The organism is Mycobacterium sp. NGS66 (assembly GCF_059812225.1).
This window is the reverse complement of record NZ_JCALCG010000001.1, coordinates 477,928-494,710: the sequence shown is the minus strand read 5'-3', so window position 1 is coordinate 494,710 and position 16,783 is coordinate 477,928. Positions and strand designations below refer to the sequence as shown.

The following is a 16,783-nucleotide window of genomic DNA, read 5'->3' as shown; positions in this document are numbered from 1 at the left end:
ACGCAAAATCCCCTGAATCTTGATTCAGGGGATTTTGCGTCTGTTCGCGGGCGTCAGCGGCGGGCCTGAATGGCGCGGGTGATCTGCGCGGCCAGCTTGGGGTCGGCCAGAAGTTGGTCGACGAGTGCGGCGAGGACCTCTTGTCCGGTCACCCGGGCCACTCCCAGGCGGTCGGCGGCGTCTCGCTGCCAGATGTCGAGGGCCCGGTGGGTGGCGACCGGCAGATCGACGGTTCGACGGGTTCGCTGGCCGCTGCGGCTGGCCTGGCTGATCTGTTGCGCCGACTGTCTGAGGTGGCTCAGGCGCACGGTGGGCACCGCATCCCCGGCTGGTGGGGTTGGTGGACGATGCGATCCGCCGGGTTCGCCGGGACCTGGGCCGATGCTCAAGGTAGCCACCTCCGTTCGTGCGGCACAAATCAGTAACTCAGTACATCAGTATACCACCGCCCGATTGTCGGGCGGCCGCGAAAACCCGAAATCCGGCCGTTGCTAGGGGTTTTCGCGTCGACTGACCGGATCACGGATCTCGGGGCAGGCCCAGCAGCCGTTCGGCGATGATGTTGAGCTGCACCTCGGAGGTGCCGCCGTAAATCGTGGTGGCGCGACTGCCCAACAGGTATTCGCCCCACTTGCCGGCCAACTCGTCGGGGTCGCCGATCGCGGCATCGGAGCCGAACGATGCCACCGCGAATTCCGCATAGCCCTGACCCGTGCGCATCGACAGCAGCTTGGAAATCGCCGCCGAGGGCATCGGGTCGCCCCCGGCCAGCGTCAGCAGCGTCGAACGTAAGTTGAGCACCTTGGCGGCATGACCTTCGGCGATCAGTTGGCCGGCGCGGTGCTGCGCGACTTGGTCGAGTTGGTTGTCGCGCACGAAATCGACGAACTCGGGCAGGGTGGCCAGGAAATTGGCATCGCTGCTGCCGATCGAAACGCGTTCGGCGGCAAGGGTATTACGGCTCACCTCCCAGCCGCGGTTCACCTCGCCGAGCACATGGTCGTCGGGTACGAAGACGTCGTCTATGTATACCGTGTTGAAAAACTCTTGGCCGGTGAGTTCCCGCAGCGGTTTGACCTGTATGCCTTCACTTTTCATGTCCAGCAGGAAGTAGGTGATGCCGTTGTGCTTGGGAGCGTCGGGATCGGTCCGCGCCAACAGCGCGCCCCACTGCGAGAACTGGGCGGCCGTGGTCCAGATCTTCTGGCCGGTGATGCGCCAGCCGCCGTCGACGCGGGTGGCCTTGGTGGACAGCCCGGCCAGGTCCGAACCCGCGCTTGGCTCGGAAAACAGCTGGCACCAGATCATTTCGCCGCGAAGCGTCGGGGGCAAGAACCGTTGTTTCTGTTCTTCGGTGCCGAAAGCGACGATGGACGGGATGATCCACGCCGCGATGCCGACCTGCGGTCGCTTCACCCGACCCGCGGCGAATTCCTGGGCGATAATGACCTGCTCGACCGGGCTGGACGCACGCCCCCACGGCTTGGGCAGGTACGGCAGCACCCATCCGCCCTCGGCAATCGCGACCTTGCGTGCCTCGCGGTCCATCGCCTTGAAAGCGGCTACCTCGGAGCGGATTTCGCTCCTCAGTTTTTCGGTGGTGGGGTCCAGGTCGATATCCACGGCGCGCATCCCGGTGGTCGTCGCCGTGTCGACAACTTTCTGCGGGTGTTCGGACGCGCGGCCGAAGCCCGCGGCCAGCACCAGCGCTCGCCGGTAATACACGTTGGTGTCGTGCTCCCAGGTGAATCCGATGCCGCCGTGTACCTGGATGCAGTCCTGTGTGCAGCGCTGGGCGGCGGTCGGCGCCAGCGTGGCGGCCACCGCCGCGGCGAATTCGACATGCTCGCTGGGCTCGTCGATGGCACGCGCGGCGTCCCATACCGCTGCGGTGGCGCGCTCGGTGTCGGCCATCATCTCGGCGCACTTGTGCTTGACGGCCTGGAACTGGCCGATGGGCCGACCGAACTGTTCACGGATCTTCGCGTACTCCGACGCGGTCTCGGTCGCCCACCGCGCGACTCCGATGGCCTCGGCGGACAGCAGGGTGGACATCAGCGCGTGCGCGGTGGCCGTGCTCAGGTTGCTCAGCACGACGTCGTCGCCGATTTCGACGGCGTTGGCTCGCACGTGCGCGATGGGCCGCAGCGGGTCGATGCTCTTGACGGGCTCGATCTCCAGCTGGTCGGCGCGCAGCACCACCCATTCCTCGCCGCTGTCGATCGCGACCGGGAGCACCAGCACTGACGCCTGTGCCGCAGCCGGAACCGCGCGGGCCTCCCCGCGGATGACCAGTACTTCTTCTTCGGGGCCATGGCGGGTCGCGGTCAGTGACGACTCGCGCGCGTAGGCGGCGATGGTCGCCCCCGACGCCAGCTCGGCAAGCACCTTGGCGTCCGGGTCATGCGCGGAGATCAATGCGCTGGCGATCGCCGACGGCACGAACGGCCCGGGCACCGCGCCGTAGCCGAACTCGGCCAGCACGATCGCCAGCTCCAAGATGCCAAAGCCTTGTCCGCCAACCGATTCCGCCAGATGTACGCCGGGCAAGCCCTGGTCTGCCGCCGCCTGCCAGTACGGCGGAGGGTTCTCGAGCGGCGTCTCCATGGCCTCGTGCAGCACTTCGGACGGCGCCACCCGCGCCACCAGAGATCGCACGGATTTGGCCAGGTCCTGATGCTCAGGAGTTATCGCGATCGGCATTGGTCGCCTTCCCTGCGTTTCGGGGTCCGTCTTCGGACAAGCACCATCCAAGCTAACAACCGGGCGGTTGGTTGACGATGTTGGCCGGCACATCTCACCGTCGGTGCTGGATCCCTCAACGCCAGCGCTGGTGGATCCACGCAGCGATGATGTCGGCCTGCTCGCTGCGCGCGCCCGGGGTGGTGAAGTAATGGTCGGTGTCGATCGCTGCTTGCGCTTTGTCGGTGCTGCCCAGCGCGTCGTAAATGCGTTGCGCGTCGGAGGGAAACACTCCGGTGTCGGCCTCGGCGTTGATCACCAGCGCCGGGCAGGTGATGCGCGCGAGGTGCGGTTCGGCCCGGGTCTGCGCCACCCGCAAACTCCACATGCCCAACCAGTTGCGCAGGGTGCAGGCCGCGGCGATCCCGTGCGCGGAGCGGTTCGCCTTCGCGGGAACGCCCGCGTAGCACTGGTTGGGCGCACGCTTGGTCGGCTCGATCGTGGGATCGACCATGCGCGGGTCGGCCCAGGTCCGCATCACGGTGAACGGCCGGTCGGAAAAGCCTGCCGCGCGAACCCGTTTGAGCTCGGTTTCGGCCCACTCGGTGATGGCGTGGTTGCGTGCGGTCTGCGCCGAGCGGTACCGGGAAATGAAATCCGGCGAAAACGGCGGTCCGTTGCTTTCGTCGAACAGGTCGAGCTCGGGATTGGTTGCGACAGGGTCATTTTCGTCGACGACGGCCGCGTCCATCCAGGCCGTCAGCACTTCGGGACGTCCCGGATGTGCCGCGGTGGCGACGTACCCGTCGGCGGGCGGCAATTCGGTCACACCGGCCGCGGGCCGCATCCCCTCCAGCGGCGTCACGTTGGGTTCCACCGCCTGCGACTGGTATGCAGCCATCAGTGAACCGCCACCCGAATTACCCAGTAGCACAACAGTTTCGACGCCTTGGATGTCACGCAGCCAACGGACCCCGACGCCGATGTCCACCAGCGCGTGATCCAGCAGGAAGCTGCTCTCGAAACCGCGAAACCTGGTGTTCCAGCCCAGAAAACCGATCCCGCGGGTGGCCAGGTACTCGGCGATGTAGTGCTCGGAGAAATCGATCTGGTAGTGCGTGGCGATCATCGCCACCTTCGGCTTGCGGCCCACCGCGCGGTAGTACAGCCCTTGGCATGGGTGGCCGCCCGCGCCGGCGCGGCCGGCGGTGCGCGACGGGAGCCCGACGAACTCGCGCACAACCCCTGGAGCGCCGGCCTGACCAGTCAATTGAGGCGATCCTCCTCGCTGTAGATGGCTCGGTAGTAGATGTTGGCAAGGGTCTTGATGCAGGCCGCGTCGTCGGGTGCGCCGGCCTTTTGGTCGGACCCGCTGAGCCGGATGTAGCAGAACTGGTTGAACATCGCCACGATCGCCTCGGCGATCAGCTGGGGGTCGTCATCGGGGCAGTAGCCGTCAGCCTGAGCGCGCCGGACCGACTCGGCAATGAAAGATATTGGAATGGCGCACATCTCGGCCCAGTATCGCGCGAAGTCGTCGTTGACCATCGCCAGCTGCGACACGCTGATCATCTCGGCGAGGCGGTTTCGGTAGGTGTGCCAGTGCGAGGCGGCTGCCTCGTGGGCACGCTCCCGGTTGGTCAGGCCATGCCGGGTAACCGAACGTGCCCGCTGGTTGGCCTCGTCACGGAAGCGCAGCGCCCATTGGCGCACCATCGCCTCCTTGGAGTCGTAGTAGTTGTAGAACGATGCCGCCGACCGGCCGGCCTCGGCGGCGATGTCGGCGATGGTCGCGGCGAGAATTCCCTTGCGCGCGATGACAGTTCGCGCGGCGGTGTCGATTGCCGCCTGGGTACGCCGGCCCCGGTGAGTCGGGAGTTGCGGGGAACGGCCCGCCTCGTCGAACGCGGTCGACACCGGCACCTCCCTGGATCGGAACTGAATCTGATGTTAGATTCAGATTCAGGTCTTGGCCAGCGCCGGTTGATCGCGACCCGCTGGGACGAGGGGAGCCCGCAATGATCAAGCCGCACAACACCAACTCCGAGTTCGAACTCGGCGGAATCAACCACGTCGCGCTGGTGTGTTCGGACATGGCCCGCACCGTCGACTTCTACACCAATGTCCTTGGCATGCCGTTGGTCAAGTCGCTCGACCTGCCGGGCGGACAGGGCCAGCACTTCTTCTTCGACGCGGGCAACGGCGACTGCGTCGCGTTCTTCTGGTTCGCCGACGCACCCGACCGGGTTCCGGGCGTCTCGTCGCCGGCAGCCATCCCCGGCATCGGCGACATCACCAGCGCGGTGAGCACGATGAACCACCTGGCGTTTCACGTACCGGCCGAAAAATTCGACGCCTACCGGCAGCGGCTCAAAGACAAGGGCGTGCGCGTCGGCCCGGTGCTCAATCACGACGAGAGCGAGATGCAAGTGTCCGCCACGGTCCACCCGGGGGTTTACGTGCGTTCGTTCTACTTCCAGGATCCCGACGGCATCACACTGGAATTCGCCTGCTGGGTAAAGGAATTCACCGAAAGCGACACACAGACGGTGCCCAAGACCGCCGCCGACCGCCGTCCCCCGGTGGGCGCGGGCCACTAGCCCCCATGATCACCGACGGCATCTTGACCGACACCCAGATCGCCGCGCTTACGCCCGAGGAGCGGCGGGAGTTGATCCGCCGGCTGGAGAAGCCGCTCAACCAGCTGATCGACCCGGAGATGGTGCTGCGGATACGGCGAATCCGGTTAACCCTCCTGATCGGTGGCTCGATCGCGATGATTCCCTGGATCGGCTATCTGTCGGTGACGCTGCCGCAGAAGTACGTGGCCCACAACTGGGACCTGACCTGGGTCGGCTTCGACGTACTGTTGGTTGCCTTCATGTTGGCCACGGCCGTCCTGGGTTACCTGCGGCGCCAGGTGCTGCTGCTGGCCGCGTTCACCTCCGGGGTGCTGCTGATCTGTGATGCGTGGTTCGACCTGATGACGGCGGGACCTGCCGACATCTGGTTGTCACTGGTAACCGCGCTGCTGATCGAAGTCCCGATAGCGATCTTCCTGATTAGCAGTGCGCTGCGCATCATCCGGATCACAATGATGCGGTTGTACCTGCTCAAGCCCGGGATGCGCCTTTGGCAGCTGCCGCTGTTTCCGTGACGCGGTACAGGGCCGGTTCGGTGAGCTCGTCGAGCAGCGACGCCAGGAGTTCGACGAACTGCTCTTCCTCCATGCGCACATCGTGAGCCAGCCAGGCGCTGATGGTCTGTCCGACGCCGCCGACCGCAAAGTGGGCCCCCGCTTTCAACCGGTCGTTCGCCGGAGCACGCAGCACGTTGACGGCGTGTTGGCCGTACAGCATGGCGAACAGCGCGCTGGATTCCACCCGCTTGCGCACGATCACCGGGTCCGCGAGCTGCGTGCTGAACAGCAGCCGGCCCACCCGCGCGTCGTTGGAGATGGTGCGCACGATGTTGGCCATCCCCGCGCGCGTTTGCTCTTCTGGCCGGACCGCAGCGACCGCGGCCTGGGTCGTAGCCGCCAGATCGGCGACCACCCAGTCGAAGACGCCGCTGACGAATTCGTGCTTGTCGGCGAAGCTTTCATAGAAATAGCGAGATGCCACCCCCGCCCGCCGGCAGACTTCCCGCACGGTCAGCGCGGCAATGTCCGGATGGTCGGAGCCCAACAGGTCCAGCCCGGCGTTCAGTAGCCGGCCGCGACGTTCGGCTCGTCGTACGGCGGCCTCGACGCCGCGGTAGGGCCGGGCGCTCGCAGTCACGTCCGATTCACCCGGGCTCACCAAGCCACCTTGACACCAGGGCAGGATACCGCCAAAATCAGGAAACAAGCGTTCTCACAATTTGCGGGACGAGTGCAGTGGGAGTTACCAGATGGCCATTCAGGAGACGATGCACCTCCCGATTCCCCATGTCGAGCGCCCGATTTCCGATCCACCTCGTCCGCAGCGGCGTAAGCGCCGACGGGTTGCCGACGACTACGGCTTGATGGGCGTGGCGCTGCTGGCCGGCCCGGCCAATGTGATCATGGAGCTGGCCCGCCCCGGCGTCGGCCACGGCGTGGCGGAGAGCCGGGTCGAAAGCGGCCGGATCGACCGTCATCCGATCAAACGGGCCCGCACCACGTTCACCTATATCGCGGTGGCCAACTCGGGCACCGAAACCCAGAAGGCGGCGTTTCGTCGCGCCGTGAACCGCGCGCACGCGCAGGTCTATTCCACTCCGGAAAGCCCGGTCTCCTACAACGCATTCGACCCCGACCTGCAACTGTGGGTGGCCGCGTGCATCTTCAAGGGCGGCGTCGACATCTACCGCACGTTCGTCGGCGAGTTGGACGACGAGGAGGCCGATCGCCTGTACCGGGAGGGCATGTCCATCGGCACCACCCTGCAGGTGCCGCCGGAGATGTGGCCCCCGGACCGGGCGGCCTTCGACCGCTATTGGCAGGAGTCGCTGGAGAAGGTGCACATCGACGACACCGTCCGCGAATTCCTCTATCCGATAGCCGTGTCCAGGGTTCGCGGGGTCAACCTGCCCGGGCCGCTGCGTCGGCGGTCGGAGAGCTTTGCCTTGCTGATCACGACTGGCTTTCTGCCGCAACGGTTTCGCGACGAGATGCGGTTGCCGTGGGATGCCGTCAAGCAGCGGCGCTTCGACCGGCTGATGGCCGTGCTGGCCACGCTGAACAGCATGATGCCACGGGTTGTTCGCGAGTTTCCGTTCAACCTCATGCTATGGGACTTGGATCGCCGGATCCGGACGGGCCGGCCATTGGTTTAGGCCTTAATGGGCACCCCGCCGCTAGCAGTTGAAAACGACAATCATATTCATTAAGCTCTCGGGCTGGTAAGACTCTCCAGCCCGAGGAGTACCTTGTCGTGACGTTGCACGTCATGAACCAACAGCGTGGTGCCTTATGACGGCCCCGATATGGATGGCCGCACCACCCGAGGTGCATTCGGCGCTGCTCAGCGCCGGCCCCGGCCCCGGCCCGTTGCTGGCGGCGGCGGCGGCGTGGACGTCGCTGAGCACCGAATACGCCTCGGCGGCAGACGAACTCGTAGCATTGCTGGGCGCCGTGCAAGGTGGAGCATGGGAAGGCCCCACCGCAACGGAATACGTGGCCGCACATGTGCCGTACCTGGCGTGGCTCACGCAGGCCAGCGCGAACAGCGCGGAAGCCGCCGCCCGGCATGAGACGGTGGCCGCGGCCTACACCGCGGCGCTGGCGGCGATGCCGACACTGGCCGAGCTGGCCGCCAATCACACCGTGCACGGCGTCTTGGTCGCGACGAATTTCTTTGGGATAAACACGATTCCGATCGCGTTGAACGAGGCCGACTACGCGCGGATGTGGGTCCAGGCCGCCACCACGATGGCGACCTACGAAGCGGTGTCCGATGCGGCGGTGGTGTCGACGCCGACCACCGTGCCGGCGCCGCAGATCCTGAAATCCGATGCGCAGACGCTGGATTCCGGCGATGGCCACGATCATGGGTTCGAGAGCGAGTTGGATAACGCCATCGCGAACTTGCTTCGCCAGATCACCAACGGCTGGATCAATTGGGACCCGGCCGAAGGCACCCTCAACGGACTGCCTTTCGACTCGTACACGAACCCGCTCGACCCGATGTGGTGGGTGGCTCGGGCGCTGGAACTGCTTCAGCAGTTTGAGCAGTTCGTCAAATTGCTGTTCGAAAATCCGATCCTGGCGATTTGGTACCTGATTCAACTCGAGTTGTTCGACTGGCCGACTCACATCCTTCAGCTGGCCCCGTTCATCGGCCCGCAGATGATCGGCCTCATGCTTGGCGCCGGCGCCGCCGGGGTGGGGGCGATAGTCGGCCTGGCCACCCTGGCCGGACTGCCCGGCGTCGAGCCGATCGCGGTGCCCGTCGCGCCGCCGGCGCCGGCCCCCGCGCCGCCGCCCGTAGTCGTGCCGACCTCCGGGTCTGCCACGCCCGTCACCGCGCCGGCCACGGCTCCCACGTCGGCCTCGGCACCCGCATCGGCTACCGCCCCTGCCTCAGCCCCAGCGCCCGCGCCGTCGGCCCCCGCAGTCGGGGGCTTTCCGCCCTATCTCGTCGGCGGCGGACCCGGGATCGGGTTCGGTTCGGGCATGTCGGCCCGCGCCAAGACCGAGGAGCCGGCCTCCGATTCCGCCGCCGAGGCGGCCGCGGCGGCGGCACAGGCGGCGGCGCGCAAACAGGCGCGGGCCCGTCGGCGCCGGAAGACGGGGGTCGGCGAACACGGCCATCGCGACGAATACATGGACTTGGACTCCGATTCGGGCACCCCGCCATCCGGCGCCTTCGCTTCGGACCAGGGTGCGGGGCCGGTGGGATTTGCGGGCACGATGCGTCGCGACGCTGCCCCGCAAGCGGTGGGACTGACCGTACTGGCCGGCGACGAGTTCGATGGCGGCCCGCGCGAACCGATGCTGCCCGGCACCTGGCACCAAGACGAAACCGATTAACGGTTGACCCGCCGCGAGGGCGCGCATATGCACCGCGAAACGACGGTATGACCGGCAATTTGCGCGCGCTCGGCGGCGATTAGGGCCGTTCCGGATCGGTTTCCCAGGTACCCGGGACCATGGGCACCGTCGGCCCGCCGCCGAACCCGTCATCTGCCAGCGTGGCCAAACCCGTGGCCGCGATGTCGGCGGCCTTCGGTGCCGCGCCGGCGAACCCCACCGCTCCGCCGCCGCGATCTGATGCCGTCGAGGCGGGCTCCGTCCCGGAATCAGAGTCCAAGTCCATGTATTCGTAGCCGCGGTAGTGGTCGTCCATCGTTGCTCGACGGCGCCGACGCGCCCTGCGCCGTTCTCGTGTGGCGGCAGCGGCCGCCGCCGCGGCGGCGGCGGAATCGGGTTCGGGCGCCTTGCGCCGCGCGCTGCTGCTCATACCCGAACCGGTTCCGTTACCCGGGCCGCCCACCAGGTACGGGAACGCAGCGACCTCGCTACCTGCCGGCGGCGGCAACGGTGGTCCGCCGGTTGCGGGTGCCGAGGTCGGTGCGGGCGCCGAAACGGAAGTGGGGGCAGGAGACGGCGCCGAGGCCGAGGCCGTGGCAACGCTGACCGCCGGAGCGCTGGTGATAGCCGGCGCACGAGGCGCCTCGGGCGTTGGCTCAGACATGGCGGCGGGCGCCGGTGTCGCGGCCGTGTCAGGCTGGATCGCGGCCAGCAGGCTTACGCCCGCTATCCCTCCCGCAAATGCTCCCGGTACGGCGAACGGAACGGCCAGAAGCTGGGGGAAGGTCTGAATGGCCTCGAGGGCATGGTCGAACTCGTCGATGATCAGCAGTGGGATGTCGCGTAGCAGGTCCGCTATCGCCTTTTCCGGGTGCTGCGGAAATTCCGCCAAATCCCTTGCCAGAGTTTGGAACACCTCGGTGATGCGGTTTATCCACCAGCTCGGCTGGGTCGGGTCGCCGCCGTCGTTGTCGATGATTCCCCCGTCGTCGCCGCCGTCGTCACCGCTGTCGTCGGCGTGCATGATTTGCGGCGCCGCGGCGGTTCGGGGGGCCGCCGTCACGGCCGCACCAGAGACCGCCTGATAGGTCGCCATGGTGGTGGCCGCCTGGATCCACATCCGCGTGTAGTCGGCCTCGTTGAGCGCGATCGGGATGGTGTTGATGCCGAAGAAATTGGTAGCCACCAGGACCGCGTGAATGGCGTGGTTGGCGGCCAGCTCGGGCAGCGTCGGCATCGCCGCCAAGGCGGCGGTGTAGGCCGCGGCGGCCGTCTCATGCTGGGCGGCCACGCCCGCGCTGTCGACGCTGGCCTGCATCAGCCAGCCCAGATACGGCACATGTGCGGCGGCGTACTGCGCGGCGGTCGGCCCTTCCCAGGCCCCGCCCTCCACGGCCCCCAGCAGTGCGGACAGCTCGGCGGCAACAGCGGCGTAGGTAGCGCTCAACGAATTCCACGCTCCGGCCGCGGCAAGCAGCGGTCCCGGACCGGGACCCGTACTGAGCAGCGCCGAATGCACCTCTGGCGGTGCCGCCATCCACACCGGAGCCGTCATCGCCGGCTGCCGGGTGCAAGCCGAAGCGCCAATCCAAACTCCTCAAGGATTCAAACGATACTCAGAAGTAGTCGCGACCGGCCCGGAAAAGTTCCCGGCCGACGGCAAAGCCCAACGAGGTAATTTGGACCCACGCGACAGCTGGCGGCAACGTCGTCAGGGGCGTCGGAAACATTTGCGTCGAGGAAGATGAACGTGCCATCAGCCATCGCACGAGACCCGGAAAGCTCACAGGCTCACCGTCTCGAGCTGGAAGTGCTGGGCATGACATGTGCGGCCTGTGCCAACACGGTGCAACGTGCGCTGAACAACCTCGACGGCGTTCATGCCTCGGTCAACTTCGCGACCCGAACAGCCACCATCGACACCGACACCGTCGGCGTCGAGTCGCTGTGCGCGATCGTGGCGGAATCCGGCTACCGGGCCAGGCCCCGCCGGGGTCCGGCCCCGGGGGCCGATGATCCATCGGCCGAGCGCGCCGGTGCCCTGCTGCGCCGGCTTGTCTTCGCCGCGACATTGTTCGCGCCGCTGGCAGCCCTTTCGGTGCTGTTCGCGCTGTCGCCGCAGATCCGGTTCGCCGGATCAGGATGGCTGCTCATCGCCCTGGCCGCCCCGGTAGTCACCTGGGCGGCGGGGCCGTTTTACCAGGTCGCGGCCAGGAACCTGCGGCACGGCAACGCCAGCATGGAGACACTGATCTCGATCGGCATCCTCGCGGCAACGCTGTGGTCGCTGTACCGGATTTTCACCAGCAATGGCCAGGCGTCCGACGGTGGCTGGGCGGCGATCGTGGGCAGCGATTCCGTGTACTTGGCGGTGGCGGCGGGCGTCACCGTGTTCGTGCTGGCCGGCCGATACTTCGAGACGCGAGCGGAATCCAAAGCGGGAGAAGCGTTGCGGGCGCTCGCGGCTCTGCGTGTCGCGGAGGTGTCGGTATTGTCGCCCGATGGCAGCGAGTCGGTGATCCCCGCCGATGAACTCATCGAACAACAGCGGTTCGTGGTGCGTCCGGGCCAGCGCATCGCCGCGGACGGCTTGGTGGTCGAGGGCGAGGCCGCGATCGACATGAGCGCGATGACCGGCGAACCCACCCCCGTGCAGGCCGGTCCGGGCAGCAGCGTGATCGGCGGTACGGTCGCCCTCAACGGCCGGTTGGTGGTGGAAGCCGCCGCGGTCGGTCCCGACACGCAGTTCGCCGGCATGGTCCGGCTGGTCGAGGAGGCGCAGTCGGGACGGGGTGATGCCCAGCGCTTGGCCGATCGGGTTGCCGGCGTTTTCGTGCCGGGCGTGCTGGCCGTCGCCGCGGTCACCGCCGCCGTCTGGCTGATCGTCGGTGGCAGCGCCGACCATATGGTTTCCGCCGCCCTGTCCGTGCTACTGGTGGCCTGCCCGTGCACATTGGGACTGGCAACGCCGACTGCCTTGATGGTGGCCTCCGGCCGGGGCGCCCAATTGGGGATTTTCTTCAAGGGGCAGGCCGCGCTGGAGTCCGCTCGCAGGATCGACACCGTCGCATTCGACAAGACGGGCACCCTCACGACGGGTCGGCTGACGTTGACCTCGGTGAGCACCGCGATGGGCTGGGATCGGGACGACGTACTGGCCTGGGCGGCGGCAGTGGAGTCGGCGTCCGAACACCCGGTGGGCGTGGCCATCGCCGGCGATCTTGCGTCCACGCCGTCGCTTCCGGTCGCCGACTTCCATGTCGTCCCGGGCAGCGGCGTGCTGGGAACGGTCGAGGGCCGCCACGTGAAGGTGGGCAGGCCGGCCTGGGTCGCTGGGGCCAAGACCGTGGGAGCCGACCTCCGCGCGGCCCGAAGGGAGTGCGAATCCCGCGGTGACACAGTGGTTTTCGTCTCGGTCGATGGTCAATTGTGCGGTGCGATCGCCGTTGCCGACGTGGTCAAGGATTCCGCGGCCGGTGCCGTGGCCGCATTGCATCAGCGGGGCTTGAGCGCGGTGTTGCTCACGGGTGGCAACGCAGCCAACGCACAGGCGATTGCCACCCAGCTCGGTATCGACGAAGTCATTGCCGAGTTGCTTCCGGAAGGGAAGGTCGACGTCATCGAGCAACTTCGTGACCGCGGGCGGGTGGTCGCCATGGTCGGTGACGGAATCAACGACGGGCCGGCATTGGCGTGCGCCGATCTGGGGGTGGCCATCGGTCGTGGCACCGACGTGGCGATCAGCGCAGCCGATGTGGTCTTGGTCCGCGACAGCCTGGACCTGGTCCCGCAAGCTCTCGACCTGGCTCACACCACGATTCGCACCATCTGGGTGAATATGTGCTGGGCTTTCGGCTACAACTTGATCGCGATCCCCGTCGCGGCCGCGGGTTTGCTCAATCCGCTGATCGCCAGCGCCGCGATGGCGTTCTCGTCACTGTTTGTGGTGTCGAACAGCCTGCGGTTGCGCCGGTTTGACTGAGCTCGATCAGGCCGCCGAGTCGTCCGCGGAGCGCAGATGCCCGCGCCGCTTTCCCCGAGTCGCGTTGTCCGGCAACACGATATCGTCTATCCGCGTGTTCGACGACGGCGTATCCGGCGCGCCGCGATGCCACAGCAACAGGGCCAGCACGGTGGCAACCACCGCCGGAAGATGACTGAGCGATCGGACCGCGGTCACCTGATCGGACAGGCCATCGCTGATCACATAGCCGGACAAGATCACCGTGAAGCCGGCCAGGATGCACGTCACCCCGGGCAGCGTCACCCGCCAAACCGCCGCGATGACCATGCCGGCGCCGAGCGCCAATGACCAGGCAGTGGACTCGTTGAGCAGATGCGCCCCGCTCATGGCGCTGTGTGCGCTCCCGTGCGCGGCCACCATGCCGAAGTCCGCCCCAGCGATTTGCGCTACGGCTAGGCCGATTTGGACAACGCCGACAACGGCCAGGGCGATTCGCAGCCAATGCGACCGAAGCCATCGCCGCCACATATCCCCGGGACCGGGCGGCCCAAGGGACGTCGGCTCGCCCAGCCGGCGATCGACCATGCCGCGCAACTGCAGCGTCCAACCCTGCGCATCGGCATACCAGGCCCGGCATGGCGGGCATGACGTGAGGTGCTCGTCGACACGGGCCGACGGCACGGGTTCGCGCTCACCGTCCAGTCGCGCGGACAGCGCCTCGCGGGCGATGTCACAGTCCACAGCCGCCAAGATAATTCAGTCCTCGGCGGAACTGAAGGGATCCGATCCCGCTTTGACGGCGCTGACCAGGGTATTGCGGGCGATCATCGGTCCCGATTCGGTGTCCAGTGCCGGCACCGGCCGACCCACCGAGTGCAGGTAGTCGGGCAGCGGCGTGCCGACCGCCCGCCAGCCGCGGTGGGCGAACCAGTCGGCGGCTGGCGCGTGCCGTTCGTTGTAGACCAGCTGGAAAAACACGCGGTCTGCGGCGCCTGAGGCCACCGCGGCCCGCTCCTCTTCCAACTTCGCCTCGAACTCGTGCTGATCCAGGGGCGCGCCGTCCTCGACCGCGGCATGGCTGCCGGGTGCGGCCAAGGCGTCGATGCCGGTGAACAGCTGCTCCTGAGCGGTGGCCGGCAGATAGATCAGCAGGCCCTCGGCGATCCAGGCCGACGGCTTGGCGGGGTCGAAACCGTTGTCCCGTAAGGCTTGTGGCCAGTCTTCGCGAAGGTCGACGGCAACCTCGCGGCGCTCGGCGCGCGGCTGGGCCCCGTGTCCTTCGAGCACCTCACGCTTGAAGTCGAGGACCTGTGGGCGGTCCAACTCGAAGATGGTGGTGCCGTCCGGCCAGGACAGCCGGTAGGCACGTGAGTCCAGTCCCGCCGCCAGCACGACCACCTGGCGTATCCCGTCGTCCGCGGCGCGCCGGAAGTATTCGTCGAAGTATTTGGTGCGAGCACCCTGGAAGTTGACGAAATGCTCGCCGAAGTCGCTGGTCTTGAGTGGGTGGTCGGGGACCTTGCCGTCGAGAACGTCGGCGGCCGGACCGCCCACGGCGCGGCAGAACAACTCCGCATAGGGGTCGACGGCCAGTGGGTGGGGCTTTTGCGCTTCCAGCGCTCGCGCGGTCGCTACGAACAACGCGGTTGAGCCGACACTCGTTGTGATATCCCAGGTATCGCCTTCGCTACGCACCCAGTCGACATTGCGCGAGGCAACCGACGCTCGAGGCTGACGACCGGTGACCGGCGAACCGCGGCGTGAACCAAGCGCGTCTCTACGGCAAATGCGGAGCTAATTCACAGCTTAATCCGCAGATACGGACTATAGTCTGCAGAAACAGTTGCATCTGCTGAACAACGCTCGGTGGGCTATCTATGAGCGGCTCCCCGGACTCACGTCGCAAGCGGGAGGTGTGACGGTGACGGCACCAATCTGGATGGCGTTTCCACCAGAGGTGCATTCGGCGTTACTGAGCAGCGGACCCGGGCCAGGTCCGCTGCTTGCCGCTGCTGCCGCGTGGCACGCGCTGAGTGTCGAATACGCAGAGGTCGCAGACGAACTGAGCGCCGTCATTGCCGCGGTGCAAACCGGGGCGTGGCAGGGGCCGAGCGCGGAATCGTACGAGGCCGGCCACCTGCCCTATATAGCCTGGCTGCTGCAGAACAGCGCGAGCAGCGCAGAGATGGCGGCCCGGCACGAGGTGGCCGCGACGGCCTACGTCTCGGCCCTGGCGGCCATGCCGACCCTGGCGGAGTTGGCTGCGAACCATGCCACCCATGCGGCATTGGTGGCGACGAACTTCTTCGGCATCAACACCATCCCGATTGCGGTCAACGAGGCCGACTATGCCCGGATGTGGGTACAGGCGGCCACCACGATGACCACGTATCACACGGTTTCCACTGCCGCGGTAGCCGCCGCACCGCAATCCACCCCGTCGCCGCAAATCATGAAGTCGGATATGGGCAACGGCTCGGGTATGGGCAACATGCCCGGCATGAACACCACCTTGCCCACGACATGGGATCAGTTGCTGCAGGACATATTTCCGCCGCAATTCAACCCGTTTTCGCCGACTTCCTTCCAGAACATGCAACCGAGCTTGGCGACGTTCATCCCGCGGGCCGAAGCCATGCTCGCCAACTATGCGGGCAATCCCGTGCAGTTCATCGAGGCTGTGCTGCTGCTTGCGGTTCAATTCGTCGTCCACCGAACCATGTACCTGATCTGGATCCTGCTGTACAACCCGCTGCTGCTACCGGCTTTCATCCTCGCCAACCCGCTGTATTCCATCGGTTTGGCCATGCCCATGGTGGTAGCACCAGCGGCAGCGGCCGGCGGCTTCGCGAGTCTCGCCACGCTGGCCGGTGTGGCCGCCCCGGCGCCGATCCTCCCTGTAGCCGCGGCACCACTGCCGTTCATGGAGGTTCCGACTACGCCCGCGTTCGGCATCGCTCCGGCCGTCGCCCATGCGCCGATGCCGGGTAGCTCCGCGCCGTTAACCACCGCGCCCCATGGATCGACGCCTAGTCCTGCGCCGCCACCGGCCACCCCATCAGCACCCCCAGTCGTAAGTGCCGAAGGCGCAATGGGCTCGCAAGCCGCGGCCTACCCCTATTTGGTGGGCGCGGCCCGGGCTGACTCGGAAGCAAGCGCGCGCGGTAAGACTCCGCGGGAGGCGTCCACACCGGCCGATACGCCAGCCGCCGCGGCCGCGTCCGCAGCGGGGCAGAAGAAGGGGCGGCACAGCAGGCGACCGGCGTCGCACATTGAACGGGGTTACCGCTACGAATTCCTGGATCTTGATTCCACTGACGGATATGCGGCCTCCGGTCAAGGGGCGGGGCAGCTGGGTTTCGGCGGCACCGCGGCCAGTGCGCGCACGCCTGGCGGATTGGCCACGCTCTCCCGCACAACCTTTGGCGGCGACCCGACTGTCCCGATGTTGCCCGGTGACTGGAACTCGGATGCCGATCAATCCGACTCCTAGACGAGTACGCAAAGCGACCGCAGTTGATAATGAAAATCATATTCATTAAGTTGACGTTGTGCGCCCGCCGGGGTGGGTCAGCGTGAACAAAAGGGGAGTCGGTAATCGTGCGAAACGCACTGGCCAGCAGGGCAAACCGGGGAGCAACGGC

14 protein-coding genes are annotated in these 16,783 nt (G+C 66.8%); 6 read left to right on the top strand and 8 right to left on the bottom strand.

The annotated features are described in order from the left end of the window. Positions 1-53 precede the first annotated feature (53 nt). From AC5Y2L_RS02475 to AC5Y2L_RS02460, 4 genes are all read right to left on the bottom strand, one after another. Entirely contained in the window at positions 54-389 is a 336-nt protein-coding gene (locus AC5Y2L_RS02475; protein ID WP_499934516.1) for an ATPase, read from the bottom strand. A gap of 130 nt (positions 390-519) precedes the next feature. Continuing rightward, a complete protein-coding gene (locus tag AC5Y2L_RS02470; RefSeq protein WP_499934517.1) occupies positions 520-2,703 on the bottom strand; it encodes an acyl-CoA dehydrogenase family protein in 2,184 nt (727 codons plus the stop codon). A gap of 115 nt (positions 2,704-2,818) precedes the next feature. Further along, entirely contained in the window at positions 2,819-3,952 is a 1,134-nt protein-coding gene (locus AC5Y2L_RS02465) for an alpha/beta hydrolase family protein (protein ID WP_499934519.1), read from the bottom strand. After that, positions 3,949-4,599: a TetR/AcrR family transcriptional regulator gene (locus AC5Y2L_RS02460; protein ID WP_499934520.1), complete on the bottom strand. Its 651-nt coding sequence runs from the start codon at positions 4,597-4,599 to the stop codon at positions 3,949-3,951. Before AC5Y2L_RS02460 ends, AC5Y2L_RS02465 begins: the two co-directional genes overlap by 4 nt. Before the next feature lie 101 nt (positions 4,600-4,700). On the opposite strand from AC5Y2L_RS02460, the gene AC5Y2L_RS02455 reads away from it, so the two are divergent. Next, the gene (locus AC5Y2L_RS02455; protein WP_499934522.1) at positions 4,701-5,282 is read left to right on the top strand and encodes a VOC family protein; all 582 of its coding nucleotides are present in this window, start codon (positions 4,701-4,703) and stop codon (positions 5,280-5,282) included. A gap of 8 nt (positions 5,283-5,290) precedes the next feature. Further along, positions 5,291-5,839 (top strand): hypothetical protein, encoded by a 549-nt coding sequence (locus tag AC5Y2L_RS02450; protein WP_499934651.1) that lies wholly within the window; start codon positions 5,291-5,293, stop codon positions 5,837-5,839. On the opposite strand, the gene AC5Y2L_RS02445 is transcribed toward AC5Y2L_RS02450, so the two are convergent. After that, a complete protein-coding gene (locus tag AC5Y2L_RS02445; RefSeq protein WP_499934652.1) occupies positions 5,796-6,461 on the bottom strand; it encodes a TetR/AcrR family transcriptional regulator in 666 nt (221 codons plus the stop codon). The genes AC5Y2L_RS02450 and AC5Y2L_RS02445 overlap by 44 nt on opposite strands. A 112-nt stretch (positions 6,462-6,573) precedes the next feature. Between AC5Y2L_RS02445 and AC5Y2L_RS02440 the strand changes: the two genes are divergently transcribed. Next, positions 6,574-7,479, top strand: coding sequence for an oxygenase MpaB family protein (locus tag AC5Y2L_RS02440; protein ID WP_499934523.1), 906 nt, complete (start codon positions 6,574-6,576; stop codon positions 7,477-7,479). Positions 7,480-7,615: 136 nt separating this feature from the next. After that, complete coding sequence (locus AC5Y2L_RS02435) at positions 7,616-9,175, top strand: PPE family protein (RefSeq protein ID WP_499934524.1); 1,560 nt, start codon at positions 7,616-7,618, stop codon at positions 9,173-9,175. 79 nt (positions 9,176-9,254) lie between these two features. Here the strand turns inward: AC5Y2L_RS02435 and AC5Y2L_RS02430 are convergent, their stop codons facing one another. Beyond that, positions 9,255-10,730, bottom strand: coding sequence for a PPE domain-containing protein (locus tag AC5Y2L_RS02430; RefSeq protein ID WP_499934526.1), 1,476 nt, complete (start codon positions 10,728-10,730; stop codon positions 9,255-9,257). Positions 10,731-10,919: 189 nt separating this feature from the next. On the opposite strand from AC5Y2L_RS02430, the gene AC5Y2L_RS02425 reads away from it, so the two are divergent. Then, on the top strand, positions 10,920-13,157 hold the full coding sequence (locus AC5Y2L_RS02425; protein WP_499934527.1) for a heavy metal translocating P-type ATPase: 2,238 nt from the start codon (positions 10,920-10,922) through the stop codon (positions 13,155-13,157). A 6-nt stretch (positions 13,158-13,163) separates the two neighbouring features. Here AC5Y2L_RS02425 and AC5Y2L_RS02420 read toward each other — a convergent pair whose 3' ends face one another. Next, positions 13,164-13,880, bottom strand: a complete 717-nt coding sequence (locus AC5Y2L_RS02420) for a DUF2275 domain-containing protein (protein WP_499934528.1) — start codon at positions 13,878-13,880, stop codon at positions 13,164-13,166. Between the two features lie 15 nt (positions 13,881-13,895). Beyond that, a complete protein-coding gene (locus tag AC5Y2L_RS02415) occupies positions 13,896-14,834 on the bottom strand; it encodes a class I SAM-dependent methyltransferase (protein WP_499934530.1) in 939 nt (312 codons plus the stop codon). A 226-nt stretch (positions 14,835-15,060) separates the two neighbouring features. On the opposite strand from AC5Y2L_RS02415, the gene AC5Y2L_RS02410 reads away from it, so the two are divergent. Continuing rightward, positions 15,061-16,632: a PPE family protein gene (locus tag AC5Y2L_RS02410; protein WP_499934531.1), complete on the top strand. Its 1,572-nt coding sequence runs from the start codon at positions 15,061-15,063 to the stop codon at positions 16,630-16,632. Positions 16,633-16,783: the final 151 nt, after the last annotated feature.